The 26,985-nt window shown below is 75.3% G+C and carries 28 protein-coding genes and 1 pseudogene; 15 read left to right on the forward strand and 14 right to left on the reverse strand.

Going from position 1 to position 26,985, the window contains the following annotated elements; genetic code table 11:
* Positions 1–23: 23 nt before the first annotated feature.
* Together ACIQTO_RS04980 and ACIQTO_RS04985 are read right to left on the reverse strand one after the other, a co-directional pair.
* Complete coding sequence (locus ACIQTO_RS04980) at positions 24–656, reverse strand: GNAT family N-acetyltransferase (protein WP_402382986.1); 633 nt, start codon at positions 654–656, stop codon at positions 24–26.
* Positions 653–1,111, reverse strand: coding sequence for a group II truncated hemoglobin (locus ACIQTO_RS04985; protein ID WP_402382989.1), 459 nt, complete (start codon positions 1,109–1,111; stop codon positions 653–655). Before ACIQTO_RS04985 ends, ACIQTO_RS04980 begins: the two co-directional genes overlap by 4 nt.
* A gap of 187 nt (positions 1,112–1,298) precedes the next feature.
* Between ACIQTO_RS04985 and ACIQTO_RS04990 the strand changes: the two genes are divergently transcribed.
* The 3 genes from ACIQTO_RS04990 to ACIQTO_RS05000 all read left to right on the forward strand — a co-directional run bounded on the left by ACIQTO_RS04990 (position 1,299) and on the right by ACIQTO_RS05000 (position 4,090).
* Complete coding sequence (locus ACIQTO_RS04990) at positions 1,299–2,072, forward strand: SDR family NAD(P)-dependent oxidoreductase (protein ID WP_402382992.1); 774 nt, start codon at positions 1,299–1,301, stop codon at positions 2,070–2,072.
* Positions 2,073–2,130: 58 nt separating this feature from the next.
* Positions 2,131–2,484: a MerR family transcriptional regulator gene (locus tag ACIQTO_RS04995; RefSeq protein ID WP_402382995.1), complete on the forward strand. Its 354-nt coding sequence runs from the start codon at positions 2,131–2,133 to the stop codon at positions 2,482–2,484.
* A gap of 73 nt (positions 2,485–2,557) precedes the next feature.
* Entirely contained in the window at positions 2,558–4,090 is a 1,533-nt protein-coding gene (locus ACIQTO_RS05000; protein WP_402382998.1) for an AMP-binding protein, read from the forward strand.
* Here ACIQTO_RS05000 and ACIQTO_RS05005 read toward each other — a convergent pair.
* On the reverse strand, positions 4,083–4,874 hold the full coding sequence (locus ACIQTO_RS05005; protein WP_402383001.1) for a LuxR C-terminal-related transcriptional regulator: 792 nt from the start codon (positions 4,872–4,874) through the stop codon (positions 4,083–4,085). The two genes, ACIQTO_RS05000 and ACIQTO_RS05005, sit on opposite strands and share 8 nt — an antisense overlap.
* A 145-nt stretch (positions 4,875–5,019) precedes the next feature.
* On the opposite strand from ACIQTO_RS05005, the gene ACIQTO_RS05010 reads away from it, so the two are divergent.
* The 3 genes from ACIQTO_RS05010 (at position 5,020) to ACIQTO_RS05020 (ending at position 7,176) form a co-directional block, all read left to right on the forward strand.
* On the forward strand, positions 5,020–5,853 hold the full coding sequence (locus ACIQTO_RS05010; RefSeq protein WP_402383003.1) for a TIGR03084 family metal-binding protein: 834 nt from the start codon (positions 5,020–5,022) through the stop codon (positions 5,851–5,853).
* A gap of 89 nt (positions 5,854–5,942) precedes the next feature.
* Positions 5,943–6,428 carry a hypothetical protein gene (locus tag ACIQTO_RS05015; protein WP_402383006.1) on the forward strand — a complete coding sequence of 162 codons (486 nt, stop codon included), beginning with the start codon at positions 5,943–5,945 and terminating at the stop codon, positions 6,426–6,428.
* 136 nt (positions 6,429–6,564) lie between these two features.
* On the forward strand, positions 6,565–7,176 hold the full coding sequence (locus tag ACIQTO_RS05020) for a hypothetical protein (protein WP_402383009.1): 612 nt from the start codon (positions 6,565–6,567) through the stop codon (positions 7,174–7,176).
* Here ACIQTO_RS05020 and ACIQTO_RS05025 read toward each other — a convergent pair.
* The 4 genes from ACIQTO_RS05025 to ACIQTO_RS05040 form a co-directional block, all read right to left on the reverse strand.
* Entirely contained in the window at positions 7,164–7,862 is a 699-nt protein-coding gene (locus tag ACIQTO_RS05025) for a DUF4232 domain-containing protein (RefSeq protein ID WP_402383011.1), read from the reverse strand. The two genes, ACIQTO_RS05020 and ACIQTO_RS05025, sit on opposite strands and share 13 nt — an antisense overlap.
* A 44-nt stretch (positions 7,863–7,906) precedes the next feature.
* A complete protein-coding gene (locus ACIQTO_RS05030) occupies positions 7,907–11,191 on the reverse strand; it encodes an error-prone DNA polymerase (RefSeq protein ID WP_402383013.1) in 3,285 nt (1,094 codons plus the stop codon).
* A 103-nt stretch (positions 11,192–11,294) separates the two neighbouring features.
* Positions 11,295–13,304: a hypothetical protein gene (locus ACIQTO_RS05035; protein ID WP_402383016.1), complete on the reverse strand. Its 2,010-nt coding sequence runs from the start codon at positions 13,302–13,304 to the stop codon at positions 11,295–11,297.
* Position 13,305: 1 nt separating this feature from the next.
* Positions 13,306–14,049, reverse strand: coding sequence for a hypothetical protein (locus ACIQTO_RS05040; RefSeq protein ID WP_402383018.1), 744 nt, complete (start codon positions 14,047–14,049; stop codon positions 13,306–13,308).
* Positions 14,050–14,350: 301 nt separating this feature from the next.
* Between ACIQTO_RS05040 and ACIQTO_RS05045 the strand changes: the two genes are divergently transcribed.
* The 4 genes from ACIQTO_RS05045 to ACIQTO_RS05060 all read left to right on the forward strand — a co-directional run bounded on the left by ACIQTO_RS05045 (position 14,351) and on the right by ACIQTO_RS05060 (position 16,828).
* Positions 14,351–14,824: a carboxymuconolactone decarboxylase family protein gene (locus tag ACIQTO_RS05045; RefSeq protein WP_402383021.1), complete on the forward strand. Its 474-nt coding sequence runs from the start codon at positions 14,351–14,353 to the stop codon at positions 14,822–14,824.
* Between the two features lie 123 nt (positions 14,825–14,947).
* The gene (locus ACIQTO_RS05050; RefSeq protein WP_402383024.1) at positions 14,948–15,529 is read left to right on the forward strand and encodes a hypothetical protein; all 582 of its coding nucleotides are present in this window, start codon (positions 14,948–14,950) and stop codon (positions 15,527–15,529) included.
* A 148-nt stretch (positions 15,530–15,677) separates the two neighbouring features.
* Positions 15,678–16,145: an SRPBCC family protein gene (locus ACIQTO_RS05055; protein ID WP_402383027.1), complete on the forward strand. Its 468-nt coding sequence runs from the start codon at positions 15,678–15,680 to the stop codon at positions 16,143–16,145.
* Positions 16,146–16,240: 95 nt separating this feature from the next.
* Positions 16,241–16,828: a DinB family protein gene (locus tag ACIQTO_RS05060; protein ID WP_402383030.1), complete on the forward strand. Its 588-nt coding sequence runs from the start codon at positions 16,241–16,243 to the stop codon at positions 16,826–16,828.
* 13 nt (positions 16,829–16,841) lie between these two features.
* Here ACIQTO_RS05060 and ACIQTO_RS05065 read toward each other — a convergent pair whose 3' ends face one another.
* Positions 16,842–17,597, reverse strand: coding sequence for a formylglycine-generating enzyme family protein (locus ACIQTO_RS05065; RefSeq protein WP_402383033.1), 756 nt, complete (start codon positions 17,595–17,597; stop codon positions 16,842–16,844).
* A 227-nt stretch (positions 17,598–17,824) separates the two neighbouring features.
* Between ACIQTO_RS05065 and ACIQTO_RS05070 the strand changes: the two genes are divergently transcribed.
* Positions 17,825–18,181: a hypothetical protein gene (locus tag ACIQTO_RS05070; RefSeq protein WP_402383036.1), complete on the forward strand. Its 357-nt coding sequence runs from the start codon at positions 17,825–17,827 to the stop codon at positions 18,179–18,181.
* A 56-nt stretch (positions 18,182–18,237) separates the two neighbouring features.
* Here ACIQTO_RS05070 and ACIQTO_RS05075 read toward each other — a convergent pair whose 3' ends face one another.
* From ACIQTO_RS05075 to ACIQTO_RS05085, 3 genes are all read right to left on the reverse strand, one after another.
* A complete protein-coding gene (locus tag ACIQTO_RS05075) occupies positions 18,238–19,095 on the reverse strand; it encodes a class I SAM-dependent methyltransferase (RefSeq protein WP_402383039.1) in 858 nt (285 codons plus the stop codon).
* A 258-nt stretch (positions 19,096–19,353) separates the two neighbouring features.
* Entirely contained in the window at positions 19,354–20,058 is a 705-nt protein-coding gene (locus ACIQTO_RS05080; protein WP_402384221.1) for a response regulator, read from the reverse strand.
* 26 nt (positions 20,059–20,084) lie between these two features.
* Positions 20,085–21,377 carry a histidine kinase gene (locus tag ACIQTO_RS05085; RefSeq protein ID WP_402383041.1) on the reverse strand — a complete coding sequence of 431 codons (1,293 nt, stop codon included), beginning with the start codon at positions 21,375–21,377 and terminating at the stop codon, positions 20,085–20,087.
* A 135-nt stretch (positions 21,378–21,512) separates the two neighbouring features.
* On the opposite strand from ACIQTO_RS05085, the gene ACIQTO_RS05090 reads away from it, so the two are divergent.
* Positions 21,513–21,944: a DUF4190 domain-containing protein gene (locus tag ACIQTO_RS05090; RefSeq protein ID WP_402383044.1), complete on the forward strand. Its 432-nt coding sequence runs from the start codon at positions 21,513–21,515 to the stop codon at positions 21,942–21,944.
* A gap of 217 nt (positions 21,945–22,161) precedes the next feature.
* Here ACIQTO_RS05090 and ACIQTO_RS05095 read toward each other — a convergent pair whose 3' ends face one another.
* Together ACIQTO_RS05095 and ACIQTO_RS05100 are read right to left on the reverse strand one after the other, a co-directional pair.
* Positions 22,162–23,415, reverse strand: coding sequence for an RNA polymerase sigma factor (locus ACIQTO_RS05095; RefSeq protein WP_402383047.1), 1,254 nt, complete (start codon positions 23,413–23,415; stop codon positions 22,162–22,164).
* Positions 23,412–23,813, reverse strand: coding sequence for a YciI family protein (locus tag ACIQTO_RS05100; protein WP_402383050.1), 402 nt, complete (start codon positions 23,811–23,813; stop codon positions 23,412–23,414). Before ACIQTO_RS05100 ends, ACIQTO_RS05095 begins: the two co-directional genes overlap by 4 nt.
* Before the next feature lie 215 nt (positions 23,814–24,028).
* Between ACIQTO_RS05100 and ACIQTO_RS05105 the strand changes: the two genes are divergently transcribed.
* Both ACIQTO_RS05105 and ACIQTO_RS05110 read left to right on the forward strand, forming a co-directional pair.
* Positions 24,029–24,946, forward strand: coding sequence for an oxygenase MpaB family protein (locus tag ACIQTO_RS05105; protein ID WP_402383053.1), 918 nt, complete (start codon positions 24,029–24,031; stop codon positions 24,944–24,946).
* A gap of 64 nt (positions 24,947–25,010) precedes the next feature.
* Positions 25,011–25,369 (forward strand): annotated as a pseudogene (locus tag ACIQTO_RS05110) (sensor histidine kinase); the annotation flags it as partial.
* A gap of 111 nt (positions 25,370–25,480) precedes the next feature.
* Here ACIQTO_RS05110 and ACIQTO_RS05115 read toward each other — a convergent pair.
* Positions 25,481–25,993 (reverse strand): SgcJ/EcaC family oxidoreductase, encoded by a 513-nt coding sequence (locus tag ACIQTO_RS05115; RefSeq protein ID WP_402383055.1) that lies wholly within the window; start codon positions 25,991–25,993, stop codon positions 25,481–25,483.
* A 215-nt stretch (positions 25,994–26,208) separates the two neighbouring features.
* Between ACIQTO_RS05115 and ACIQTO_RS05120 the strand changes: the two genes are divergently transcribed.
* The gene (locus tag ACIQTO_RS05120) at positions 26,209–26,970 is read left to right on the forward strand and encodes a MerR family transcriptional regulator (protein WP_402383058.1); all 762 of its coding nucleotides are present in this window, start codon (positions 26,209–26,211) and stop codon (positions 26,968–26,970) included.
* Positions 26,971–26,985: the final 15 nt, after the last annotated feature.

Consider the following 26,985-nt stretch of genomic DNA (forward strand, 5'->3'; position numbering starts at 1 on the left):
CAGTCCTTCGGGCCGGACCGGGCCTACGCCCCGCCCCGGCCGGCCGGCGGCGCCGAGCGGCTGTGCAGGTGGCCGTCCAGGGGGTACTCCGGCGGCACGGCCCGCAGCACGCTCCCGAAGCGGTAGCCGGCCTTCTCGGCCACCCGGCAGGAGGCCGCGTTGTCCACCTGGTGGAGCAGGTCGAGCCGGACCAGTCCGTCCGCCGCGAAGGCCGTGAACGCCCAGTGGGTGAGCGCCTCCAGCGCGCGCGGCGCCACGCCCCGGCCGCGGGCGGCGGCGGCCGTCCAGTAGCCCACCTCGGCCGCCGCCGCGCCGGGCTCGCCCCGCTTGAGCACCACGTTGGCGACCAGCGTGGCGGGGCCGTCGCCGCTGCGGCCGTCCTCGGTGCGGTCGGCCCCGGCGGGCCTGTCGTGGGGCTCCAGGACGGCGAAGCTGTACCGCACGCCGTCCGCCCGGCCGCGGCGCTGCAGGTCCAGCCAGTGGGCCGCCTCCGCCAGGTCGGTCACCGGGGTCCGGGTGAAGTGACGCAGCGTCTCGTCCCGGTAGATCTCGACCAGGGCGGCCGCGTCCTCGTCCCGGAACGGGCGCAGCAACAGGCCCGCGGCGACGGGGAGTCCGGAGGCGGGTCCGAAGTTGAGTCCGGTGGTGACCGTCATCGCAGACCCTCCCAGCCCCAGCGCGGCGTCGGGCCCGGGTCACCGAGGTCCTCGCCGACGGGGGCCGCCGACACGTCCTTGGCGATCTTCGTGCCCCAGTCGAAGTACTCCAGCACCCGGCGGCGCAGCAGTTCGTCGTCGGGCAGCTCCCGGCGCACCGCGGCGCCCATCAGCTCCATCCAACGCCCGCGCTGCTCCTCGGTGATGGCGAGGCCGAGGTGCGAGCGGAGCAGCGACTGGTGCCCGCCCAGCTCGGCGGTGAACCGGGCCGGGCCGCCGAAGATCTCGGCCAGCCAGACGGCGACGTGGTCGATGTGGGTGGTGGTGAAGTCCGCGAAGACGGGCTTCAGGACCGGATCGGCCAGGACGCCCTCGTAGAAGGTGTCGCTGAGGCGGCGGAGCGCCTCCATGCCCCCCAGGGCGTCGTACAGGCTCTCGGGCCGTTCGTCGCTCATGTCTCTCTGCTCCCCGTTCGGTTGCGGTGGCACCTTCCTAGCAGCCTCCCCGCCGGCGGCCGCCCGCGGCCCGCGCCTGTTCGCGCCCGGCACAGCAAGCGGAGCCGGACGTTCCCACCCGGGCCCGACCCGGCTCCGGAAGGCGACTTGACCCTGACACTGGCGGCAGGGTCCGAGAGTGGGCCGCATGAACGAGCACACGCAGCAGCCGACGGACCTCCACGTCGTCCTGGTGACCGGCGCCGGGACGGGGATCGGGCAGGCCACCGCGCAGGCCTTCGCGGCGCAGGGTCCGCGGGTCCGGGTGGTGGCGGTCGGGCGACGGGCCGAACCGCTGACGCGGACCGCGCACAGCGCCCCCGGGCGGATCCACCCGCTGGTCGCGGACATCACCGGCGCCGACGCCCCGGAGGCGATCGTGCGCGAGGTCCTGGACCGGTACGGACGGCTGGACGTCCTGGTGAACAACGCCGGGATCGTCCGGGGCGGCGGCCTCGGCGCGCTGACCCCGGACGCGATCGCGACGCAGCTCGCGACCAACCTGACCGCCGCCGTCCTGCTCGGCCAGGCCGCCCTGGCGCCGCTGGAGGCGAGCCGGGGCGTGATCGTCAACGTCACGACCTCCGTCGGCCAACGGGGTTGGCCGGGCAACGCGGTGTACGCGGCGAGCAAGGCCGCGCTGGAGTCGGTCACCCGCAGCTGGGCGGTGGAGCTGGCGCCGCGCGGGGTGCGGGTGGTGGCGGTGGCGCCCGGGGCGATCGGGACCCCGATCGGCGAGCACTCCGGGCTCGACGCCGGGCAGCGGGAGGCCGTCCGGCGGTGGCAGATCGCCCACACCCCGCTCGGGCGGATCGGCCGGCCCGCCGAGGTGGCCTGGGCGATCACGCAACTCGCCTCGCCGCAGGCCTCGTTCGTCACCGGAGTAGTGTTGCCCGTGGACGGCGGCGCCGTCGTCGGGTGAGCCGGGCGCCGGGTCCGGGGGCGAGCCGGGACTCCGGTCCGGGAAGGGGCGGGCGGCGGTGCTGATCGGAGAACTGGCCCGGGCGACCGGCAGCACGGCCCGGGCACTGCGCCACTACGAGCAGGCCGGGTTGATCGTCTCCTCCCGCGCGGCCAACGGCTACCGGGTGTACGACGAATCGACGGCCGTCCGGGTCCGCAACATCCGCTCCCTGCTGGCCGCCGGGTTCACCCTGGAGGATGTCCGGCCCTTCCTGGCCTGCCTGGACGGCGACGTGCTGACCGCACCGGCCTCGGCGCGGGCCCTGCGGATCGCCCGGGAGCGGCTGGCCGTCCTGGAGCGCCGGATCGCCGTCCAGACCGAGGCCCGGGACCGGCTGGCCGCCGCGCTGGCGGCGGCCGGCGGCAGCTGACAGCGGCGGCCCGTCCGGGTGACACCCCCGATCGGGGGTGTGCAGGAAGGGACGGGCGGAGGACAGTGGGCGCATGCAGATTCCACTCTCCGTGATGGACTTCCTCGACCGGGCCGAGCTGGTCTACGGCGACCGGGTCGGCATCGTCGACGAGCCGGCGCAACCCGCCGAATCCTGGGGCGAGCTGAGCTACCGCCGGGTCGCCGAGCTGGCCCGGGCGCAGGCCGCCGGGCTGGACCGGCTGGGCGTCGGGCCGGGCGAACGGGTCGCGATCGTCTCGCACAACTCGGCGCGGCTGATGACCTCGCTCTACGGCGTGAGCGGTCACGGCCGGGTCCTGGTGCCGGTGAACTTCCGGCTGCGGGCGGAGGAGGTCGCGTACATCGTCGAGCAGAGCGGCGCTTCCGTGCTGCTGGTCGACCCCGAACTCGCCGAACCGCTGGCCGGCGTCCACACCCGGCACACCTTCGTGCTCGGCGCGGACAGCGACGCCCTGCTGTACGACTTCGACCGGGCACCGCGGCGCTACGAGATCGGCGAGAACGACACCGCGACGATCAACTACACCAGCGGAACCACCGCCCGCCCCAAGGGAGTTCGGCTCACCCACCGCAACATCTGGCTGAACTCCGTCCTGATGGGGCTGCACTTCGGCGCCAACGACCGGGACGTCTACCTGCACACCCTGCCGATGTTCCACGCCAACGGCTGGGGCCTGCCGTTCGCCCTCACCGGGCTGGGCGCGCGGCACATCGTGCTGCGCAAGGTGGACGGCGCCGAGATCCTGCGCCGGGTCGAGCGGCACGGGGTGACCTTCCTGAGCGGCGCACCCGCGGTGATCCAGATGGTGCTGGACGCGGCGGCCGACTGGGACGGGCCGGTCCCCGGCCGGGACAGGGTGCGGATCATCGTGGCCGGCGCCCCGCCGCCGACCTCGGTGGTGCAGCGGATCGAGTCCGAACTCGGCTGGGAGTTCATGCAGATCTACGGCCTGACCGAGACCTCGCCGGTGGTGACGGTCAACCGCACCCGCGCCGAGTGGGACGAACTGCCCGCCGGGGAGCGGGCGGAGAAGCTGGTGCAGGCGGGCGCACCGGCGCTCGGCAACCAGGTGCGGGTGGACGAGGAGGGTGAGGTGCTCGTCCGCGCCAACGTCGTCATGGACGGCTACTGGGAGCAGCCGAAGGAGACGGCGGAGGCGATCCGGGACGACTGGTTCCACACCGGGGACGGCGGCACCCTCACCGACGGCTACCTGACCATCTCGGACCGCAAGAAGGACGTCATCATCAGCGGCGGGGAGAACGTCTCCTCGATCGAGGTGGAGGACTGCCTCTACGACCACCCCTCGGTGGGCGAGGTCGCGGTGATCGGCGTGCCGGACGAGAAGTGGGGCGAGACGGTCAAGGCGCTGGTCGTGCTCAAGCCCGGGTTCGACGTCCTGGAGGCCGACCTCATCGCGCACTGCAAGCAGCGGCTGGCCGGCTACAAGTCGCCCACCTCGGTGGAGTTCCGGGACGCCCTGCCGCGGACCACCACCGGGAAGCTGCAGAAGTTCCGGCTCCGCGAGCCCTATTGGGCCGACCGGGACCGGCAGGTCAACTGACCAGCCCGGACTCCCGCGCCGCCAACGCGAGTTCGGTCCGGTTGCGGACCCCGAGCTTGTGCATGGCGCTCTTCAGGTAGCCGGTCACGGTGTTGCGGGTGAGGCCCAGCTGGGCCGCGATCTCCGGGTTGGTCCGGCCGGTCGCCGCCCAGCGCAGCACCTCGTGCTCGCGCCTGGTGAGCGGGACCGGCGGGACGGAGGGCGTCGGCGGCCGGGCGGGGTCCGGCCGCCGGGCCGGCGGGCCGCTCCAGGCGGCGGCGCCGGCCAGCGCCCGGGTCGCGGCCGCGGCGAGCCCGGTGACGGCGCCGATCCGGACGTCCCCGAACGGGACGACCGCGCGCAGCGACGCGTACAGCACGCCGTGCACCGCGCCGCCGTGCAGCAGCGGGACGGTGAGCATCGCGTAGAGGTCCTCGGCGGTGACGGCGGCGTCGTAGTGGTGCGAGATGGTGGTGGCGGCCCGGTAGTCGGGCACCCAGCTGGGGGTGCGTTCGGCCAGCGCGCGGCCGCCGAGGCCGGTCCCGGCGGGGACGGCGAGATCGTGCAGCAGCTCGGCCCGGGTGCCGGCCCAGTGGCGCAGCACCATGCGCTCGGGGCCCCGGCTGCGCCGGTCCGGTTCGGGAACGCCGACCAGGCCGACGTCGGCGCCGCACTCGGCCACCACCCGGCGGGCGAGGTCGCCGAGCACGGCGTCCCGGACCAGCTCGGCGGCGCGCGCGGCGAGGGCATCGGCCCCGCTGGGGAGGCCGGCCGGCCGGGCGGGGGTGTCCGCTGCCCTTGTCACCGCGCGATTCTCACACGCCGCGCGGCCGGTGGCGAGAGTCCTGACGTGCGTGTTCCGTGGAGTCCCGGGTGGTGGCGGCGGGCTCGGCGTAGGGTGCGGAACACGGGTTACCGGCGAGTCACAACCGAGGGGAACGGGGACACCCATGACGAAGGACGGTGCGGCGCCGGAGGCCACGGCCGTACTGACCGGCCTGCTCGACGACCTGCGGGCCGAGAGCGAGGGCCTGGACGACCTGGTGGCCGGGCTGGCACCCGGGGAGTGGGCGGCGGACACCCCCGCCCAGGGGTGGACGATCGCGCACCAGATCGCCCACCTGGCCTGGACGGACGACTGGACCGCGCTCTCCGCGCGCGACCCGGAGGCCTTCGTCACCGACTCCGGCCGGGTCTTCGGGGATCTGCTGGCCGCCGGCACGGACCCGGTCGACGAGGGCGCGGCGCGCGGCGCGGCGCAGGCGCCCCCGGTACTGCTGGCACGCTGGCGGGCCGGCCGGGAACGGCTGTGGGCGGCCCTCGCCGCGACCCCGGCCGATCTGCGGCTGCCCTGGTTCGGCCCGCCGATGAAGGCCCCGTCGATGGCGACCGCCCGGCTGATGGAAACCTGGGCGCACGGACAGGACGTCGCGGACACCCTGGGCGCGGTGCGCGAGCCGACCGCCCGACTGCGGCACATCGCCCATCTGGGGGTGCGGACCATGGGGTTCGCCTTCACGCTGCACGGGCGGCCGACGCCGCGGGCCCCGGTCCGGGTCGAACTGACCGCACCGGACGGCGGGTCGTGGACCTGGGGACCGGCGGACGCGACGGACCGGGTGAGCGGCCCGGCCCTGGACTTCTGCCTGCTGGTGACCCAGCGCCGCCACCGGGACGACCTGGCCCTGACCGCCACCGGCCCGACGGCGACGGCCTGGCTGTCGATCGCCCAGGCCTTCGCGGGCGCGCCGGGCAAGGGGCGCCCGGCGGGGTCCGACCTCTAGGTGATCAATCGTCAAATAACAGCGCCGATAGGCTAAACCACTCCTTTCGGCGATATACGGAGTTCGTCGACGAATGATGGAATTCCCCCATGATTCGTGCTGACGCCTTGCGCACCGTTCTGGCCGGCGCCGCCTTCGCCGCCCTCCTGGCGATCGGCGGCCCGGCCGCTCCCGCCCAGGCGGCCCCGGCCCTGCCCACCGATACCCCCGGCTCGTCCCGGGAGGTCCGGGCCGGGACGCCGGCCGCCCATCAGGTGGTCACCTTCGTCGAGGAGTACCGGCGGGCGGTGCTCCGCGAGAGCGGCGAGGCCCCGCGCGCCGTCCGCGACCGCTACCTCGCCCCGCACCTGAACTTCCGCCTCGACGCCTGGGCCGCCGAGCACGACGCCGACCCGGTGTTCCGCGCCCAGAACGTCCCGGCCCGGTGGTCCGGCCAGCAGGTCAAGGAGGAGTACGGCTTCGCCTCGGTACGCCTGACCGAGTACTGGGGCGGCGGCGGCAGCCAGGAGGTCTGGTACACCGTGCGCCTGGGCGATCTGCGGATCGTCGAGCTGAACGACACCCCGGCCTTCTGAACCCGCGCCCGCCCTGCCGTTCCCCCCCCCCCCCCCCCCCCCCCTCCAGCTCCGGCGTGGCGCAGGCGCCCCCACGACTGCGCCACGCCGGTATCCCGACACTCGCACTGTCAGCGGTGTCGGATTGAATCGCGGGATGAACGCACTGCTCGGCCGCCTGCCCTCGATCACCGACCTCCGCGACCGCTGCCGGGCGTTCGCCGTGCTCGACGCCGCCCTCAGCCCGGACGACCGGAACGGCCGGTCCTACTCCTTCGACGCGCACTGGGCGCCCGGCGAGCAGCTGGCCTCGATGCGGGACGGCTGCGGCAACGACTGGTTCCTGGTCTTCTCCCCCGCCGGCGCCTACGGCCGGGGCTTCGACCACGAGGCGCCGAACGCCCCGGAGCTGCTGACGACCGTCCCCGAGGTGTTCCGCCCGTACGCCGAGGAGCCGGCCTTCGCGGAGGCCGACGGCCCGATCGTCACCGTCTGCTTCTGGCGGCGGCCGGACGACGCGGCCTGGACCGTCGCGGCGGCCGCGCGGGGCGGCGAGGGCCTGTTCGAGCTGCTGGCCGACGGCTCGGCGCAGGCCTACCGGGAGTGGGCCGAGGAGTACTACGAGCCCGGGAGCCCGATCGATCCGGCGGCCGTCGCCGAGGTGCTGGCGCTGCGGCCGCTCACTCCGGCGGTGCTGGCGGGGCTCAATCCGGAGGCCGAACTCGCCGAGCTGGCCGAGGACATCGCCGGGATCGGCTACCCGGCCTGAGGGGCCCCCGGCCGGGTGTCCGCCGGGCGGGCCTCGGCGGGCTCGGTCCAGGCGGAGACGCCGAGCCGGCCCGTGGTGCCGAGATCGAGGTCGGCGGGGACGACCACCCGGGGGCGGCCCGGCAGCGGGGCGACCTCCAGGAAGCGCCCGTTGTCGGCCGGCCCCGTCCCCGCGGTGACGGTGTTGCGCCAGACCAGTTGGAAGGCCGCGTACTCGCCGGGGTCGAGCGTCACCGCCTTCGGCGCCGCGTCGAAGCCCTCCAGGGTCGCGATGCCCGCCGAACCGTTGCGGACGGTGATGCCCAGGGGTGCGCGCTCGGCGTCGAGGACACGGACCCCGGGGCGGCCGTTCAAGGTGTAGGGGCGGGAGCCGCAGTTGGTGAGGCGGATGCCCATCACCCGCAGGCCCATCGCGGCGTTCACCTCCTCGGCGGCCAGCGAGACCCCCTCCGGTGTGCAGGCCGCCGGGGGCGGGGCACTCGGGGTGGGGAGGGTGCCGAACGGGGTGACGGAGGCGTCCGGAGTGAAGGCGCCGAGCGTCGGTCCGGGGCGCACCGGCCCTCCCCCGCCCGCCGCCGTGACGTGCGCGCTCCCGCACCCCGCCACCAGGGCGGCGGCCGCACCGAGCAGGGCCACCCGTCCGAGGAGCGGTACCGGGCGGGCCCCGGTCCGCGGCATCGCGTTCATGGGGGCGATCATTGCACGAACGACCCGGCCGGGCCGGTCCCGGATCAGACCCCCAGCCGCAGCGGGGTGAGCCGGGTGGCGATCAGATTGGTGGCACCGCGGTCCCGCTCGATGTGGCCGTGCACCAGCAGGCCGGCCCGGTCGAGGGCGGTACGGCGCTGGGACTCCCAGACCGGGCGGCCGCAGATCACGTTGATCAGGCCGGTCTCGTCCTCCAGGCTGAGGAACAGGACGCCGCCCGCCGTCGGCGGGCGCTGGCGGTGCGTCACCAGGCCGCCGACCACCACCGCCGCGCCCGGTTCCACGTCCGGCAGTTGGGCGGCGGTCAACGCGCCGCCGTGCTCCAGACGAGCGCGCAGGTGCTGGACGGGGTGGCTGGTGGCGGAGGCCCCGGTGGCCCAGAGGTCGGCGATGGTCTCCTCCACCGGGGTCATCCCGGGCAGTGGCGGGGCCTCGGTGCCGGGCGTGGTGCCGGGGATCAGCGCCGCCGACACCCCCGCGAACGCCCCGGCGGCCCAGAGCGCCTGGCGCCTGCCCAGCCCGAAGCAGCCGAACGCGCCCGCCGCGGCGAGGGCCTCCAGGACCGGCGCGGGCAGGGCCGTCCGGCGCGCGAAGTCCTCCAGGTCCGCGTACGGCTGCCCGGCCGCGATCGCCTCGGCCTGCGGGGTGCCGACACCGCGGACGGTGACCAGGCCGAGCCGGATGGCCGGCTGCGGTTTGCCGGCGGTGAGCGGCGGCGCCGGGGTCGGCCCCCGGTACGGCTCCAGGGTCGGCCGGGGCCCGCTGGCGTTGACGTCCACCCCGCGCACCCGCACCCCGTGCCGCCGGGCGTCCGAGATCAGACTGAGCGGCGCGTAGAAGCCCATCGGCTGGTTGGCCAGCAGCGCGCAGGTGAAGGCGGCCGGGTAGTGGTACTTGAGCCAGGCGCTCGCGTACACCAGGTAGGCGAAGCTGATCGCATGGCTCTCCGGGAAGCCGTAGTTGGAGAAGGCCTCGATCTTGGTGTAGACGTCCTCGGCGGTCTCCGGCGGGATGCCGCGCTCGGCCATCCCGCTCAACAGCCGCTCGCGCAGCCGGGCGACCCGCTCGTGCGAGCGCTTGGAGCCCATCGCCTGGCGCAGCAGGTCCGCCTCGGCGGGGGTGAACCCGGCGCAGTCGATGGCCAGTTGCATCATCTGCTCCTGGAACAGCGGCACCCCGAGGGTCTTGCCGAGCGCGTTCTCCATCAACGGGTGCGGACAGCCGGCCGGTTCGGCCCCGGCCCGGCGCCGCAGGTACGGGTGGACCGAACCGCCCTGGATCGGGCCCGGCCGGATCAGCGCCACCTCGACCACCAGGTCGTAGAAGTGGTCCGGCTTGAGGCGGGGCAGGGTCGCCATCTGGGCGCGCGACTCGACCTGGAAGACACCGACCGTGTCGGCCCGGCGCAGCATCGCGTACACGCCCGGGTCGTCGTCCGGGACGGTCGCCAGGTCGTAGCGCGCGCCGTGGTGTTCGGCGATCAGGTCGCAGGTGTCGTGCAGGGCGGAGAGCATGCCGAGCCCGAGCAGGTCGATCTTGACCAACCCGGCCCCGGCCGTGGAGTCCTTGTCCCACTGCAGCACCGACCGCCCCGGCATCCGGGCCCACTCGGTCGGGCAGATCTCGGCGATCGGGTCCCTGGTCAGCACCATGCCGCCCGAGTGGATGCCCAGGTGGCGGGGCAGGCCGTGCAGTTGCCCGGCCAGCGCGAGCACGTCGGCGGGGATGACGGCGTCCGCGCCGGGCGGGGAGCGGAAGTCGCTCTGCCGGCTGAACGCGTCCACCTGGCCCTGCGGGTAGCCGAGCACCCGGGCGGCGTCGCGCAGCGCCAGCCGGGGCCGGTAGGTGATCACGTTGGCGACCTGGGCGGCGTGCTCGCGCCCGTAGCGGCGGTAGACGTACTGGATGACCTCCTCCCGGCGGCGGTGCTCGATGTCCAGGTCGATGTCGGGCGGCCCGTCCCGGGCGGTGGAGAGAAAGCGTTCGAACAGCAGCCGGTAGTGGATCGGGTCGACGGCGGTGATGTCGAGCGCGTAGCAGACCGCCGAGTTGGCCGCCGAGCCCCGGCCCTGGCACCAGATGGACTCGCGACGGCAGAAGTCGACGATGTCGTGGACGATCAGGAAGTACCCGGCCAGGTCCAGGTCCTCGATGACGTCCAGCTCCTTGGCGAGCTGCCGGCGGGCGGCCGCGTTCCCGGGCCCGAACCGGGCCGGGCCGCCGGCGGCGACCAGCGCGCGCAGATGGCTGATCTCGGTGTGGCCGGGCGGGACGGGGAAGCCGGGCAGTTCCGGGTCGAGCCGGGTGAAGTCGAACACGCAGGCCCGGGCCAGCTCGACGGTGGCCTGCCGCACGCCCGGGAAGCGGGCCAGCCGGGCCGCCATCTCGCGGCCCGAGCGCAGGTGCGCGGTGCCGGCCGCCCGCGTCCAGCCCGCCGCGTCCTGGAGCGTCCGGCGCTCGTGCAGGGCGGCCAGGCTCTGCGCCAGCCGGCCCTGGGCCGGGCCCGCGTGATGGGCGTTGGTGGAGGCGACGACGGGGAGGCCGAGCCGGGCCGCCAGTGCGGCGAGGGCGTCGTTGCGCAGGTCGTCGCCGGGCAGCCACTGGTCGATCAGCTCGACGTGGACGTTCTCGCGGCCGAACGCCTCGGTGAGGGTGCGCAGCCGGCGCTCGGCCTCCCGGGTGCCGGCGGCGGAGCCCGCGGCGACACCGGCGGGCCCGGCGGCACCGGCGGCGAGTGCGGCCGGTACCCGGCCGAGGCGGCAGCCGGTGAGCACCGCCCAGTGGCCGTCGTGCGCGTCGGCGAGCGCCGCGAAGTCGTACGCCGGACGGCCCTTGGCCCCGCCCGCCAGCTGGGCGGCCCCGATCGCCGCGGAGAGACGGCGGTAGCCGGCCGGGTCGCGGGCCAGGACGAGCAGGTGCTCCACCTCCTGGTCACGGCCCGGGTCGGGGCGCAGCGTCAGCTCCGCGCCGAACACCGTGCCGACACCCGCCTCGCGGGCCGCCTCGGCGAAGCGGACCGCGCCGTAGAGGCCGTCGTGGTCGGTGAGCGCGAGCGCCTCGACACCCAGCCGGGCGGCCTCCGCCACCAGGTCCTCCGGGTCGCTGGCACCGTCGAGGAAGCTGAAGGCCGAGTGGACGTGCAGTTCCGCCCAGGCCGGGTCACCGGTCGGCCCGGCCGGCCCGGGGCCCCGCTCCTCGGTGCGGCGGCGGATCGGCACCACCTCGCCCACGGCCGGGCCCGGCCGGCCGCCGGTCAGGCGTCGGTGCAGCTCGCTCCAGGGGAGCGTGGGGTGGCTGGTGAATCCCATCGGGGGTTGTCGCCTTCGGTCTCGCTCGTGTGCTGCCTCCCCCCTGTTCCTGCCGTGCCCCCGCCCCCGCCCCGCACGCCCGTGCCCGGCGCCCGTGCCGGTGTCAGTCGTAACCGGCCTCCACGAACCACTCACCGTTCTCCACCGTGAGCAGCAGCGCGCGACCGTCCGCCACCGTGACCTGGAAGCGTGCCCGGCGACGGGCCCGCGACTGGTCCCACCAGTACTCGACCGCCGGCCAGGGCCCGGTCCAGCCCTCCACCACCAGGTCCCGCCCGCGCACCGCGATCCGGGCCGGCCGGGCCGACACCCCCGCCCGGCCGTCCACCACCACCGGCCGCCCGGCCATGTCCAGCACCGCGACCGGCACCGGGGCGCGGTGCACGACCGCCGGCCAGACGTCCCGCAGCCGCCCCGGCCAGGGCGCGTCGGCCGGCGCCACCGGGTCGTACGGCTCGCCCCACGGCACCCGGACCGCCTGCTCGCCCGGCCCCCGCCCGCCGGCGGGCTCGATCCGGCGCAGCCCGGCATGCCCGAGCACCGCCTGGACCCGGGCCACCGCACGCTCCACCCGGTCGTCCGCGACCGCCTGCCCCCAGAGCGCCAACTGCCGCCCCTGGTCGGGCGAGAGGTCGTCGGGGACGAGCCGCAGGGCGGTGAAGCCCGCGTCGTGCGCGGGCCCGCCGTCCGGCACGGCGAACGTCCCCGCGCCCTGCCAGGCCTGGAGCTGCCAGCGGACGCGTTCGGCGAGCGCCGTCGCCGACAGCCGGCCCTCGTGCCGCCAGAGCCGCGAGACGGTCCGCCCGTCCGCGCAGACCACCTCGACGGCGACCCGCTGACAGGTCAGGCCCGCCCCGGCGAGCTGCCGGTGCACCTGCTCGGCCAGGGTGCGGGCGACGAACACCAGCGGTTCGGCGAGCGGCTCCGGCGGGTCGAAACACTGCTCGACGGAGAGGTCCGGACCCTCCGTACGCGGCACCAGCGGGCGCGGTTGCAACCCCCGGGCCAGCCGGTGGGCGGCCGTGCCCGGCGGGCCGAAGCGGTCCGCGACCGCCTCGGCGGGCAGCGCGGCGAACGCCCCGACGGTGGGCAGGCCGAGCCGGTCCAGCAGCTCCGCCAGCCCACCGTCACCGAGCGCGGCCACCGGGTAGGGCGCGAGGAACTCCGCCGTCCGACCGGCCGGCACCAGCACCCCCGCCCGGGCCGCCAGCACGGCGGCGAACAGGCCGTCGGCGACTCCGACCAGGGCCCGGGGAACCGACCGCGCCCCCTCGGGGTGCCCGGCCCCGGCCGACGCCCGCGCCGGGTGCGGCTCGGGCGGGTGCGGCTCGGGCGGGTGCGGCTCGGGCGGGCGGGCGAACCCGCCGGGTGCGCCGTCCCGGGCGGCGGGCGCGGCGGCGAACAGGCCGTCCGCCGCACCGGCCCGCCGCCGCGCCGCCGCACGGTCGGCCTCCGCCGGGTGCCTCCAGGCGGCATGGACGTCGGTGGCGGTGACGGAGTGGGTGTGGGCGTCGGCGCGGGCCCCCGGTGGGTGCGGGCGTCCGGCGGGCTCGGGGTCGGCGGGGTGGGTCTGCTGTTCCGACCCCTTCCCGTCCCGGGCCTCCTCCCCGTCCCGGTCCGCCGCACCGGCCAGGGCCGCCGCCACCGCCCGCTGCACCTTCGCCGTCAGCGCCTCCTCACCACCGAAGTACCGGCTCGGCCCCTTCATCGGGATCGCGCACAGGCCCGGGCGCAGCACCTCCACCCGGGGCGTGAACGCCTCGACGGCCGCGACCACCGGTTCGAACCGCCGGGTCTCCGCCTCCGGGTCGCGCTCCCGCAGCTCCAGCGCGGGGCAGAGCCGCTGGGCCAGCTTGAGCCGCTGCCCCTGCCGGACCCCGGCCGCCCGGGCCGGCTCCGAGCAGGCCAGGATCCGCCCACCGGCGACCACCGCCACCGGGGTGTCGCTCCCGCCGTCCGCCCGACCGCCGTCCGCCCGCCCTTCGACGGCCACGACCGGCCAGTCCGGGCACCAGACCACCAGCACCCGCGGCGTCCCGGGCTCCCCGGTTTCCACGGCCGCCCCGGGCACGCCGGCCGTCCCCGGCGCTCCGGGTACTCCGCTGCCGGTCATCTCACACCACCGCCATACGGTCGAGGCCCGTCCCGGCCCCCGACGTCACGTCCTCCCCCACCCCGGCCGGCTCGACCACCGACCGCACCTCGCCGTGCTCGTCCGGCAGCCAGAGCCGGGCGGTGCGCCCGCGCACCGCCGAACCGCGCCCCTCGGCCACCACCTCCACCTGCCGACCGGTGAGCTGCCCGTGCCCGTCCCCCAGCCCGAACCACCGGCCCGAGCGCACCTCCAGCCGCAGCCCCGCGCCCGGCCAGGGGCCGGCCACCAGCAGCACGCACCCGCTGCGCCGCAGCACGGCCGCCAGCCGGGCGGCCGGCTTCGGCGCCACCGGCCCGTCCGGGCGCAGCATGATCAACTCGACCGCCCCGGCCAGCACCGACACCACCTCGGCCCAGTGTGGCCCGGGGTCGTCCGCGACCAGCAGCCGCCGCAGGTCCAGCCCGTAGCCGGCGGCGGCGGCCAGCCCGAGATCCGGCAGCCCGACCGCCGCCGCCCAGCCGCCGTCCGACTCCCGCGCCCCGGCCGCCAGCGCGAGCAGCAACCCGGTGTCCCCGGCCCCGACCGACACCGTCGTTCCCCGCCGCAGCCCGCCCTCCGGCAGCACCGCCCCCAACGCGGGCAGCACCGGCAGCAGCCCACGCCGACCGCCGACCGCACCGGCACCGAGCGCAGCCGCCGACACCACCGGTCGGAGCGGCTGCCGCTCGGCGGTGGATTCGAAAACAGATTCGAAAACGGGCACACCCCCAGGATCGAACATTCGTTCGCAAAGATTCAAGTCTGCTTAACCCACCCCCGCGGTCACTCTCCGTGTCGACCCCGCCGTACCAAGGCTTTCCACCGACATCCGACGGCCGGCCGACCCAACCGGGAACAGCGCCCGGGAACGACGGCCGCCGGGAACGACGCCCCGGGGTCCGTGCCCCCGGGCCCACCCCGCCGCACGGCAGGAATCACGCGCGGCACGGACCATCCGTGTCACAACTCGCCGGGCTGCTTCGTCCAAGGTGCGCAAGCAACGGACAACGGCCACGGAGCAGATCATGGAAGCCCGCCTGAACCCCTTCACCAACCCCGTCCTGGGCAAGGTCTTCAAGCACATCAGCGCCGCGAACAAGGTCCTTGAGGACTCGACCCTGCCGGCCTCGACCCAGGAGCTGGTGAAACTCCGTGCCAGCCAGATCAACGGCTGCGGCTTCTGCGCCGACATGCACTTCAAGGACGCCGTGCACGCCGGGGAGTCCCCGGAGCGCCTCAACCTGGTCGTGGCCTGGCGCGAGGCCACGGTGTTCACCGAGGCCGAGCGCGCGGCACTGGAACTCGCGGAGGAGGCCACCCGCATCGCCGACGCGGCCGGCGGTGTCCCGGACCGGGTCTGGGCGAACGCCGCCCAGCACTACGACGAGGACCAGCTCGGCGCCCTGGTGGGGGTCATCGCCGTCATCAACGCCTTCAACCGCGGGAACGTCGTACTCCGGACGCCGGCCGGTGACTACCGGCCCGGCCAGTTCCACTGACCGCGAGCAGCACCCGACACGGCCGGGTCCGGCTCCGGACCCGGCCGTCGGGCCACCCGGCCGCGACGACCGGCACCGGCCGTGACAACCGCCACCGGCCGCGGGTGCCGCATGACGGCGGCCATGACGGCCGACATGACGGCCGACATGACGGCCGGGACCGGCCCTGAACCGCTGGGCCTCTGCGTGGTGGCCGATGTCGCCCGGGAGACCACCCACGGCGACGGCGGGCCGGAGATCCGCACCGGACTGCGGCACTTCGCCCCCGGCGCCGAGGTCTGGCTCGCACCGCCGCGATGGGACGGGGGCAGCCCGGACGTGCCCGTCGTCGGCCGCCACCGGGGCAACAGCCGGCGCCGCACCGCGATGGTGATGCCACGCCGGTTCCCGGAGAACTTCCGCGTCCAGGCCGTCCACAGTCCGGCCGCGCCGAACGCGCTCGGCGGCGGCCCGCTCTGGACGGCGGAGCACGCGGAGAGGTACGTGGACTTCCGGGGCGCGCCACGGCCGGCGACACAGCTCGAGGTCGAGGGGCAGGACTGGCCCCGCTACGTCCAGGCGGTCACCGATCCGCCACCGATGGAGCCGGAAAGCGGCGGCGCGACGTACTACTCGGCCCACTTCAACGCCAACCGGGCCCACTACTCGCCGCTGCCACCGCCCGTGGAGGCGCCCGCGCCACCGGCCGGGCCCGCCGGCGCCTGAGCCGCCCGCCGCGGTCGGGCGCACCTCCGCGGCCCCCACTCCGTGGCGCACGTCACACTGACGGACCGTCACATACCGCCGGGGCGGGGCGTCTCCCTGGCGCACGGGAAGAGGACGAAGGACCACTCGACCGAGGAGGACGCCCACCATGGAGACCATGACCGTCGAACGTGTCATCAACGCCCCCATCGACGACGTGTTCGACTGGCTCACCACGACCACCAACTACACGGCTTCGCCGCTGGTCCTGCGCTGCCGCCTCGCCCGGCGCGGCAGCGGGGCGCCCTACGGCGTCGGCGCCGTCCGCGATCACCTGTGGCTCATCGGCTGGTTCAGCGAGCGCGTCACCCACTACGACCCCCCGTACGCCACCGAGTACGTCGTCGACCGGAGTCTGCCGCCGTCCCGTCACGAGCTCGGCCGGATGACCTTCACGGAGGTCGAAGGCGGCACCCGGGTCCAGTGGACCACCCGTGCCGAGGTGAGCGTCCCGCTGATCGGCGGCCCGCTCACCCGCCGGTTCGCCCGGCCGGTGATCACCCGTACGTTCCGGAACATCCTCGACGCCGCCGCCGTCGCGCTGGCCGCCCCCGGCCGGACCGCGCCGCCGCGCTGAGTGCCGGCCGCGGCTCCCGGCCGAAAGGGGCCGGTGGCGCGGGCGTTGCCCCAAAAGCGGTGGACAGGGACCGCCGGAACGACAGACTGATCCACATGACCGGACCAGATGACAAGAAAGATCTTCAGATCTATCTGCAGGACGCCCGTGACGCCCTGCTCTGGAAGCTCGACGGGCTGTCGGAGTACGACCTGCGCCGCCCCATGACCCCGACCGGCACCAACCTGCTGGGGCTGGTCAAGCACGCGACCGGCGCCGAGGCGCTCTACTTCGGCGCCACCTTCGGGCGGCCGTTCGCCGGAACGCCGCTCTGGATCACGGGCGACGCCGAGCCGAACGCGGACCTGTGGGCGACCCCCGACGAGACGCGGGAGCAGATCGTCGGGCGGTACCGCGAGGCGTGGGTCCACGCGGACGCGACGATCGAGTCGCTGCCGCTCGACGCGGTCGGCCGGGTGCCGTGGGGGAACCGGAGCGAACTGACGCTCCACCGCGTGCTCGTCCACATGGTCGCGGAGACCCAGCGGCACGCCGGGCACGCGGACGTCGTCCGGGAACTCCTCGACGGGGTGACGGGGCTGCGGCCCGAGGACGACAACATGGCGCCCGGCGACCGCACTTGGTGGGAGGAGCACCGGAACCGGGTGGAACGGGCCGCCCTGGAGGCCGGGCGGCGCGCCTGACGCCCGCGCGCCGTCAGGCGCGGTCAGGAGCGCCCGGCCGCACCCCGCCGGGTGCGGCGCGGCCGGGCGCGAGGGAGCGGGCCACCCGGAACCCCACGTCGTCGACCCGGAAGCTCGGGTGGCTGCGGCGCCGCGCCGAAGCCCGGCAGCTCCAGTGCTCGTCGAACCAGCCGCCCCCGCGCAGCACCCGGTAGGTGCCGTAGACCTCGGCGTCGTAGACGTCCCAGCACCAGTCCCAGACGTTGCCCAGCATGTCGTGGAAGCCCCACGGGTTGGGCTGCCGGCCGCCCACCTCGTGGATCCGCTCCCGCGAGTTGCCGCGGTACCAGGCGATGTCGTCGAGCGGCCCGTAGTGCGGCCCGCTCGTGCCGGCCCGACAGGCGTGCTCCCATTCGGCCTCGGTCGGCAACCGGTAGCCGTCGGCCGCCGCGTCCCAGGTGACGGCCCCGCCGTCGGCCGCCTCGCCGTCGGTGTCCAGGCCCGCGTCCGCGCCCAGGCGGTAGGCCGCCGTGTACCCGTCGCGCCGGGAGAGGGCGTTGCAGAACCGGACGGCGTCCCACCAGGAGACGCTCTCGACGGGCAGCCGGTCCCCGCGCGCCGTGCCCGGTCGCCCGCCGGTGACCTGCGCGTACAGCGCCCTGGTGACCGGGAACGCCCCGAGCAGGTAGGGCGCGAGCTCGACCGCCCAGCTGCGCTCCGTCCGCCGGTCCGACAGCGTCACCCGCCCCGGCGGGACGGCGATCATCGTATGCCGCACATTCGGGTCCATGATCGGTCGATCCTACCGGGACGCCTGCGGTGGGAGCCCGGTGAGCGTCCGTCAGCCGATCCGGCACGCGCGGAGCGGGGCGCGCGGAGGCCGAAACCGGCTCGCGCCGCGGCGGTCGCGGACGGAAGGATCGCGGATGACCGAGCCGGGAGGGAACAGTGACGGTCGAACAGACGGTACGGATGGCGGGGCGCTGCGACACCTGCGGGGGTGCGACCGTGCGGCAGGTGAACCAGTTCGTCCTGGAGCGGGGGCTCTGGTGGGACGTGGAGGTCTCCTGCGCGGGCTGCGGCATCTCCTGGTGCGAGCACGCGGGGCCGGAACCCACGCCGGAGAGCGTCCGGACGGCGCTGCTCGCCGCGCACGGCCCCACCCGGCTCCGGCTGACCGGGCCGCTGCCGAGCGCGGTGGCGGCGATGAAGGCCTTCCGGGACGGCGCCGGCGTCTCCCTGGCACGGGCCCGGGAACTCGTCACCGAGCTGCGGAGCACCGGGCTGACGGGAACGGCGGCGGAGATGGAGTACTGGCGGCTGCGGCTGCGGGAGGCCGCCGTCCCCGTGGCCGCGCAGGACGGCCACGGGTGACGCACGGCCGGGCCGGGGGGCCGCCGGCCCCGGGCCCGCAGGTACGAACCGCCCGGTCAGACCCGCCCGGTGAGGACCGCGACCCGGACGTGCTCCGGGTACACCGCGGGGCCCGGCGGCAGGGCGGCCCGCAGCCGGGCCGCGAAGGCCGCCCGCTCGGCCGGGGCGGGCAGGGAGGGCGCGGGGACGGCGGAGCAGACGGTGCCGAGGAGCTGGTCGAAGGTCAGCTCGCCCTGGTAGTCGACGACGCTCTCCCGCACCTCGGTGAACCCGGCGGCGGCGAGGGCTCCGGCGTAGCGCTCGCGATCGGTGGCGACGGTGCCGCAGGAGACGGCGGGCGCGTAACCGAAGTACTCCTCCAGCACGGTGCGCAGCGCACGGGACCAGTCGCTGTCCTGGGCCCAGACCGGTGTGCCGTTGGCGATCACCGCGACGCCGCCGCCCGGGCGGGTGGCCGGGCGCAGTGCGGCGAACAGCTCCTCGTGGCGCATCCAGTGGATGGCGTTGCCGATCACCGTGAGGGCGAGCCGGGCGGGCAGCACCTCGGCGAGCGCCGGGACATCGGCGTCCGAGCCGAGCAGCCAGAGCCCGTTGCGGACGCCGTGGCGGGCGGCGGCCGCCCGGGCCCGGTCGAGCATGTCCGGCGCGGGGTCCATGCCGATCACGGTACGGACGTGGGCGGCGAGCGGGAGGGCGAGCTGGCCGGTGCCGCAGCCGAGGTCGAGGGCGAGGTCTCCGGTGGTGGGGTCGGCGTCCAGGGCGAAGGCGGACCGCAGCCCTTCGAGGACAGGCGGCGGGTAACCGCGGCGGAACTCCTCGTAGTAGGCGGCCACCTCACCGGAGAATTCCTGGCCGGGCCGGGGGTGGGCGGGGTCCGTACCGGGCAGGTCCCGGGCGGGCGGGGGTGTCGTCATGACGCTCAGCCTTCCCCGTGGCCGGGCCCGGCGGGCGGGCGATCGCTGCCGGCTGAACCCACCGCCCCGGGGCCCGGGTCGGGGTGCCTTCGACGAGCGGCGCACCACGTGACGAGTGACCCGCCGGCGTGACGAGTGACCCGCCGACGGCCTTCGGACCGAAGGCGCCGCGGGGTGGAGGGCGCCGGCCGCGCCCTTCCGGAGACGCCGCCCGGACCGGGCGGTCCCCGGAGCGGTGGCGATCACCCGAGCCGTGCGTCAGCCGGTGTACCCCGGCACCACCAGACCCGATTCGTACGCGATCACCACCGCGTGGGTCCGGTTCTGCGCACCGAGCTTGGCCAGCACGTTCCCGACGTGCGTCTTCACCGTCTCCAGGCTCACCATGAGCGACCGCGCGATCTCCGGGTTGGACAGACCCTTGGCCATCGACCGCAGCACCTCCTCCTCCCGTTCCGTCAGCGCCGCCTTCGGCAGCGCCTCGGCACCGTCCAGCGGGCGGGCGGCGACCATCCGGCGCAGGGCCGCCGGGAAGAGGATCGCCTCCCCCGCCGCCACCACCCGTACCGCCTCGGCGATCTGCGGGACCGGAAGCCGCTTCAGCACGAACCCGCTGGCCCCGGCGCTGAGCGCCGCGGTGACGTAGCCGTCGTTCTCGAAGGTGGTGATCACCACGACCTTCGGCGGTCCGGCCGACTCGGCGAGCAGCCGCCGGGTGGCCTCGATGCCGTCGCACCGCGGCATCCGGACATCCATCAGGACCACGTCCGGCCGCAGCAGCCGCGCCTGCTCGACGGCCTCGATGCCGTCGGAGGCCTCCCCGGCCACCGCGATCCCCGGCTGCGCCGCGAGCAAGGTGCGCAGACCGCTACGGGTCACCGCGTCGTCGTCCGCGATCAGGAGGGTGACGGGGGCACTGGCCGGGCCGGTGGCGAGGCCGGGACCGGTGGCGGGGCCGGGCAGGACGGCCGGGCTCGCGTCGGAGCCGATCACGCCGACACCCGTACCGGCAGCCGGACCGCCAGCCGCCAGTGCCGCGGCCCGTCCGGGCCCACCTCGATCTCACCGTGCAGCAGCCGCACACGCTCGGCCAGCCCGGGCAGGCCGTGCCCGGACACCGGGAAGGCACCCGCGCCCGTACGGATGCCCGCGCCCACCCCGTTGACCACACCGAGCTCCAGCCGGTCCGGCGCGACCACCACCCGGACCCCGATCGGACCGCCCGTCCCGTGCCGCAACGCGTTGGTCAGCCCTTCCTGCAGGATCCGGTACGCGGCCCGGGAGAGCGTCCCCCGCACCCGCGCCGGCTCGCCCGACAGTTCCACCTCCAGCACCGCGCCCGCGTGCCGCAACCGGTCGAGCAGCTCGGGCAGGTCGGCCAGGGTCCGGGTCGGTACCGTCTCCGCCTTCTCCTCGCGCAGGACGCCCAGGACGTAGTCCAGGTCCTCCAGCGCGGCCCTGGCCGACTCCTCGATGCTGCGCAGCGCGGCCCGCGCCGCTCCCGGGTCGGCGGAGAGCACCTCGCCCGCCACCGCCGCCTGGATCGTGGTCGCGGTCAGCGTGTGCCCGATCGAGTCGTGCAACTCGTGGGCCAACCTGTTGCGTTCGGCCAGCCGCCGCTCCCGCTCGGCCGCCAGCGCGAGCCGCTCGGCCGGCGAAGGACCCAAGAGCCTCGGCGCCAGCCACCGCAGCACGCTCGTCACCACCACGCACACGACCGCCGCCAGCAGCAGGCAGCCGAGCGCCGCCACCCAGCTCTGCCATCCGCCGTCGGACCGCAGCGTCCGGCCGAACAGGCTCAGCCCGGCTTCGGCACCGAGCCAATCCCCGGGGAAGGCGATCCCCAGGAGGATCAGCACACCGCTCGTCAGCGCCCCCGTCCACCCCAGCGCCACGTGCAGCAGCAGCCAGAGCGGGGTCCGCCAACGGCCCGCGCCGGACGGCACGTCAGGGCCCGGCGCGGGAGGAGCCGGCCGGGTGCCGCGGGAGCTCGCGGGCCGGCGTACGGTCACCGGGGCCGGCAACGGCACCCTCAGAAGGTGGCGGGCGAACGCGATCAGCGCCCGCCGCGTGGTGCGGGCCAGCCCGACCAGGCCGATCAGCGCTGCCCAGGCCACGAGGACCAGGGCGACACGCGCTCCGTAGGGAGCGGACGGCCACGCCAGTGTCGGCAGCAGTGCGAAAGGCACCAGTGGAAGGCTCGCCAACGCGCCGCAAAAGGCGAAGAGCATGCCCGAATACGTGGAGCCGCGCAGCAGCGGCCGGAGTCCCCTGATCATCATCAGCCCAGTATGACCAGGCAGTTCACCGACGGCCTCCCCCGATCGAGGGAGCACTTTCTCCCGCCTTCCCGCGATGCCCGCCCGCGCCCCCGGAAGCCAGGATCGTGCCCTGACCAGTCGACCGGAGGACCTCTGATGAACACGCAAGGACTGGAGACGCCGCCGCATCACACGGCATCGACGTGGGCCGCCGAGGCGGACCCGCGTTCCCCCGGCCCTCAGGGCCGCGGCTACGGCCCGCGGCCTCCGGGCGGCGGCAACGGCCTGGCCGGGGCCGCCATGGCGCTGGGGGTCATCGGCTTGAGCACGTCGGTCGTCCTCATCGGCGGCCTGTTCGGCGGCATCGGCCTGGTCCTGGGCGTCGTCGCCCTGACGACGGCCGGGCGGACCGGTACCGGCCGGGGCAAGGCCCTCACCGGCGTGGTGACGTCGGCCGTCGCGATCGTGGTGTCCGTCCTGGTCGCCGCCCTCTTCGTCTGGTACGCCGACCGGACGCAGGAGTGCTACCAGCCCGACAGTTTCCAGGAGTACACGCAGTGCGTCCACCAGCAGCTCAGCGGGAATTGACCGGCGACCGGCGACTTCATTGCCTCGACGGCCACGCCGCCCGTCCCGCCCGTCCCGCCCGGTCGCCGGCGCCGTGGCGGCCCTCCTCTCGGCACCTCCACCTGCGACGGCCCTTTCCGTGCGCGACGCTCAAGGTGCCGCTGGACTACGGCGATCCCGGCGGGACGCCCGGTCGAGCCGCTGCCGGCGGGCTGCCCGTCACGTGGTTCGCCGCCCGTCAGAGGCGCCCCGGGTTCGCCAGGCGGGCGGCGCGCAGGCTGAGGTGGTGGCGCTCCGGCAGACTGGCGGTGCGGCGGGCGGCGGCCCGGTAGTCGGCGACGGCGGCCTCGCGCTCCCCCGCCAGCTCGTGCAGATGGGCGCGGACCGCGTACAGCCGGTGGTGGTCGGCGAGGGCGGCCGGAGCACCGTCGAGGAGGGCGAGACCGGCAGCCGGACCGTCGACCATGGCGACGGCGACCGCCCGATTGAGGGTGATCAGCGGATTGCCGGAGATCCGCTCCAGCACCCCGTACAGGGCGAGGATCTGCGGCCAGTCCGTCTCGGCGGCGGTCGGGGCCTCGTCGTGGACGGCCGCGATCGCCGCCTGCACCTGGTAGGGCCCGACCGGTCCGCGCGGCAGGGCGGCCGTGATCAGCGCGACGCCCTCGGCGATCGCGGCGGCGTCCCAGCGGGTGCGGTCCTGCTCGGCGAGCGGGACGAGGTCGCCGTCCGGGCCGGTGCGGGCCGGGCCGCGGGCGTCGTTGAGCAGCATCAGCGCGAGCAGACCGGCCACCTCGCCGTCGTCCGGGAGCAGCGCGTGGACGGCCCGGGTGAGCCGGATCGCCTCCCGGGACAGCTCGACCCGCCGCAGATCGGGCCCGGCACTGCTGGTGTGGCCCTCGTTGAAGATCAGGTAGAGCACGTGCAGCACCGCGTCGAGGCGGGTCGGCCACTCGGCCGCGTCCGGCATCCGGAACGGCACGCCGGAGGCCTTGATCCGCTGCTTGGCGCGGCTGATCCGCTGGCCCATGGTGGCCTCCGGGACCAGGAACGCGCGGGCGATCTCCCCGGTGCCCAGACCGCCCACCGAGCGGAGGGTGAGCGCGATCGCCGAGGCGGGGGTGAGGGCCGGGTGGCAGCAGAGGAAGAGCAGCGTGAGGGTGTCGTCCCGGGCGGCCGGGTCCTCCTCGTCGGCGGCCGCCGCGACGGAGCGGTCCACCGGGACCCGCGCGGCCACCAGGCCCTCACGCCGGCGGCGGGCCTGCTCGTTGCGGACCAGCTCCGTCATCCGGCGCGCCGCGACCTGGACCAGCCACCCGCGCGGGTTGCCCGGCAGCCCCTCCTCGGGCCACTGGGTGGCGGCGTCCAGCAGGGCCTCCTGGACGGCGTCCTCCGCGGTGGCGAAGTCCCCGTAGCGGCGGGTGAGCACGCCGACGACCTGCGGCGCGAGTGCGCGCAGCAGGTCATCGACGGGCCCGGCGGGTGGTGTCACAGCTCGGCCGGCGGCGCGGACATCACCTGGCGCACCTCGATCGGCATGTTCAGCGGCTCTCCGCCGGGGCCGGGAGCGGCGGAGACACCGGCGGCGATCTCGACCGCCCGCTCGACACCGTCGCAGTCCACGATCCACCAGCCGGCCACCCATTCCTTGGTCTCCGGGAACGGGCCCTCGGTGACCACCGGCGCGCCGCCGCTGTGCGAGCGCACGAGCCGGGCGGTCTCCGGCATGGCCAGGCCCTGGGCGTCGACCAGCTCCCCGGCCTCGGCGAGCCTGCTGTTGGTCTCCTTCATGAACCGGATGTGCGCCGTGATCTCCTCGGGCTTCCACTCCTCGATCTTGGGGAAGCCGGCCGTCTTCTCGCTGAACTGCATCAACAACATGTACTTCATGGTCCTGCGCCTCTTCTCGGCTCGTTGTCCCTCGTCGAGGCCCCTGCTGGGCGCCTCTCACGGGTAGGTAGAAGCACGCCGCGCGATTTCGACATCCCCGGCGGAGAATCTGCGAAGAAGTTAGCGCCGCGGTGGGCGCGGGGCGCGCACCCACGCCCGGCGGCCGTGCCACCCGCCTCGTTGACCCGCCCACGACCGGTCCCTACAGTCGGCCCGTGCAACGATACGACTGGCTGAAGAAGATTCAGAAGCTGGACCCGGAGACCGAGTTCACCGAGATCTACCGGATCAGCAGCTGGTACGAATTCCCGTGGGACACCGTCCAGTCGCTCGGCTTCGCGCTCTACCGCACCTACGCGGTGCCCAGCATCGGCCGGCTGCTCGCGGGGACCGGCGAGTTCACCCGCCGCCCGCAGAAGCGCTACGACGACACCGTGCTGATCCTGGAGGCCGTGGTCGAGCACGGCTTCGACTCGGAGCAGGGCCGGGAGGCGGTCCGGCGGATGAACCGGATGCACCGCCGGTACGACATCTCCGACGACGACTTCCGGTACGTGCTCGCCACCTTCGTCGTGGTGCCCAAGCGCTGGCTGGACGACTACGGCTGGCGCCCGTACTCGGCGCACGAGGTGCGGGCCACCACCAACTACTACCGCGAACTGGGCCGCCGGATGGGCCTGAGCGGCATCCCGGAGACGTACGACGGGTTCGAGCGCCTGCTGGACGACTACGAGCGCGCCCACTTCGGCTACGACCGGGGCGGCCGGGACGTCTCCGACGCGACCCTCGGCCTGATGGCCTCCTGGTACCCGGCCCCGCTGCGGCCCTCCCTGCGGATGTCGTCCGTCTGCCTGCTCGACGACCCGCTGCGCGAGGCCTTCGGCTACCCCAGGCCGCCGGCCGCCCTCCGGCACGCCGTCCGCGCCGGGATGCGGCTGCGCGGCAGGCTCGTCCGCCTCCTGCCGCCGCGCCGCACCCCGCGCCTGGCCCGCGACGGGCGGCAGGTCCGCAGCTACCCGGGCGGCTACCGCGTCGCCGAGCTCGGCACCTTCGAGGACGGCGGCGGCCCGGCCGGCGGCTGTCCCTTCCCGTCCGCCGCGCCCCAGCGGCCCGCCGCCCGCCCGGAGGGCTGACCCCGGGGCCGCCGGGGCGCGGCGGCCCGGCCGGCCCGGCCCCGACGGCCGCCGTGCCGGTGAGCGCCTGCACGTGCTGGCCGGTCCCGGCAACCTCGACCAGGTGCTGGACAACGTGCTCTCCAACGCGCTGGAGGTCTCCCCCGACGGCGCCACCATCACCGTCCGGCTGGAGGTGGCGACCGGCGACGAGGTGGTGCTGGAGGTCCTCGACCAGGGGCCGGGATGTCCGCCGCCGAGCAGTCCCGCGCGTTCGACCGGTTCTGGCGCGGCCAGGGGCTGACCGGCCGGTCCGGCTCGGGCCTCGGGCTCGCCATCGTCAAGCAGTTGGTGACCGACGACGACGGCGCGGTGGCCCTGCGGGACGCGCCCGGCGGCGGGCTCGCGGTGCGGATCGGCCTGCGGACCGACACCCGGCCGGGACCGCGGCCGGCCGCCCGGCGGCCGGCCGGGTTCCGAGCCGCCGGCCGGTCCGGGCTCCACGGCGCAGGCCGGTCCGGCTCCCGTGGCGCGACGCCCCCGCGCACGGCGGGCTCAGCCCTCGGCGGGGAGCACCGAGGAGCGGTGGTTGACGATCAGCCACTTTCCGCCGCGCTTCTCGTACTCGTACGTGTAGCGGGCCTCGACCGCCTTGGTCGCGCCGGTCGCCGGGTCGGTGAGGTGGAAGCGGTAGAGCCCGGCGTCGATCGCCGAGTCGGCGTCCAGGATGTTGACCACCGAACGGATCTTCTCGCCGCGCGCCTTCTTCTGCAGGAAGTGCTCGAAGTAGTCGGTGATCTCCGCGCGGTTGGTGCGGATCTTCGGCGACGCGGTGGGGAGCAGTACCGCGTCCCGGGCGTAGCGGTCGGCGACCTTCGCCGGGTCCCCGGTCTGCAGGGCCGCGTTCCACTGGTCGAAGAGCCCCGCGATCTCGCGCTCGGTGACCTTGCCGCGCCGGCCCTGGTCGTCACCGGCCTGGGCGACCCCGACACCGGCGGTGAAGGTGCCGGCGGCGGCGACGGTGACCGCCGTGGCGATCACGACGCGGGTGCGGATCTTAGGCTTCATCAGGGCTCCTGCTCGGGAGAGTCGGCTGTTCCGGATCTGGATTCACTCTCGCGGCCGACGGGTTAGCACCCGTACAGCGGACGGCAAGGGCGCGGACAAGGCTCTGCCAAGATCGGCGGGCCGCCGGACTTGAAGCTGCCGCAGCGGCAGCTTCTACCGTCCTGTTCAGGGCCGGAGAGACCGGCCCGGTGAGACGAAGGTGTGAGGAGACGGCGATGGCCTGGCCGATCGCGGAGGTCGCACGCATGTCGGGTGTCACGGCCCGCACGCTCCGGCACTACGACGAGATCGAGCTGCTGCCGCCCGCCCGGATCGGCTCCAACGGCCACCGGTACTACGAGGAGGCCCAGTTGCTGCGCCTGCAGCAGATCCTGGTGCTGCGGGCGCTCGGGGTGGGCCTGCCCGAGATCGGCCGCATCCTGGCCTCGCAGGTGGACGAGCTGGCGGCCCTGCGCGGCCACCGGCAGCGGCTGCTCGCCGAACGCGACCGGCTGGACACCCTGGCCGCCACCGTCTCCCGCACGATCGTCGAACTGGAGCAGTCCAGGAAGGACGGCATTCCCATGACCGGTATCAACCGACCGGAGAACCTGTTCGAGGGCGCCCGGCCCGCCGACTACGAGGACACCCTGCGCGACTGGCCGGAGCTGGCCGCACAGGGCCGGCGGGCCACGGCGACGATGAGCGACGCCGAGATCGAGGCCGGGCAGCGCGATCGCACCGCGCTGATGATCCGGCTGGCCGAGCTGATGGCGGCCGGCGCGCCCGCCGACGCCGACGCGGTGCAGGCGGAGATCGACGGGCAGTACCGGGCGCTGACCGCGCTCTCGCCGGTCACCGCCGGGGAGTACCGCGCGATCGGGCGCTCCTGCGTCGAGAACGCGCGGTGGCGCGACGCCTACGAGGCGATCGCACCGGGCCTCGCGGCGTACCAGCGCGATGCCATCGAGGCCTACGCCGCGGCGCGCCTCGCCTGAACCGCCGGCCGCCGC

The organism is Kitasatospora sp. NPDC091207 (assembly GCF_044768625.1).
Classification (GTDB): Bacteria; Actinomycetota; Actinomycetes; order Streptomycetales; family Streptomycetaceae; genus Kitasatospora.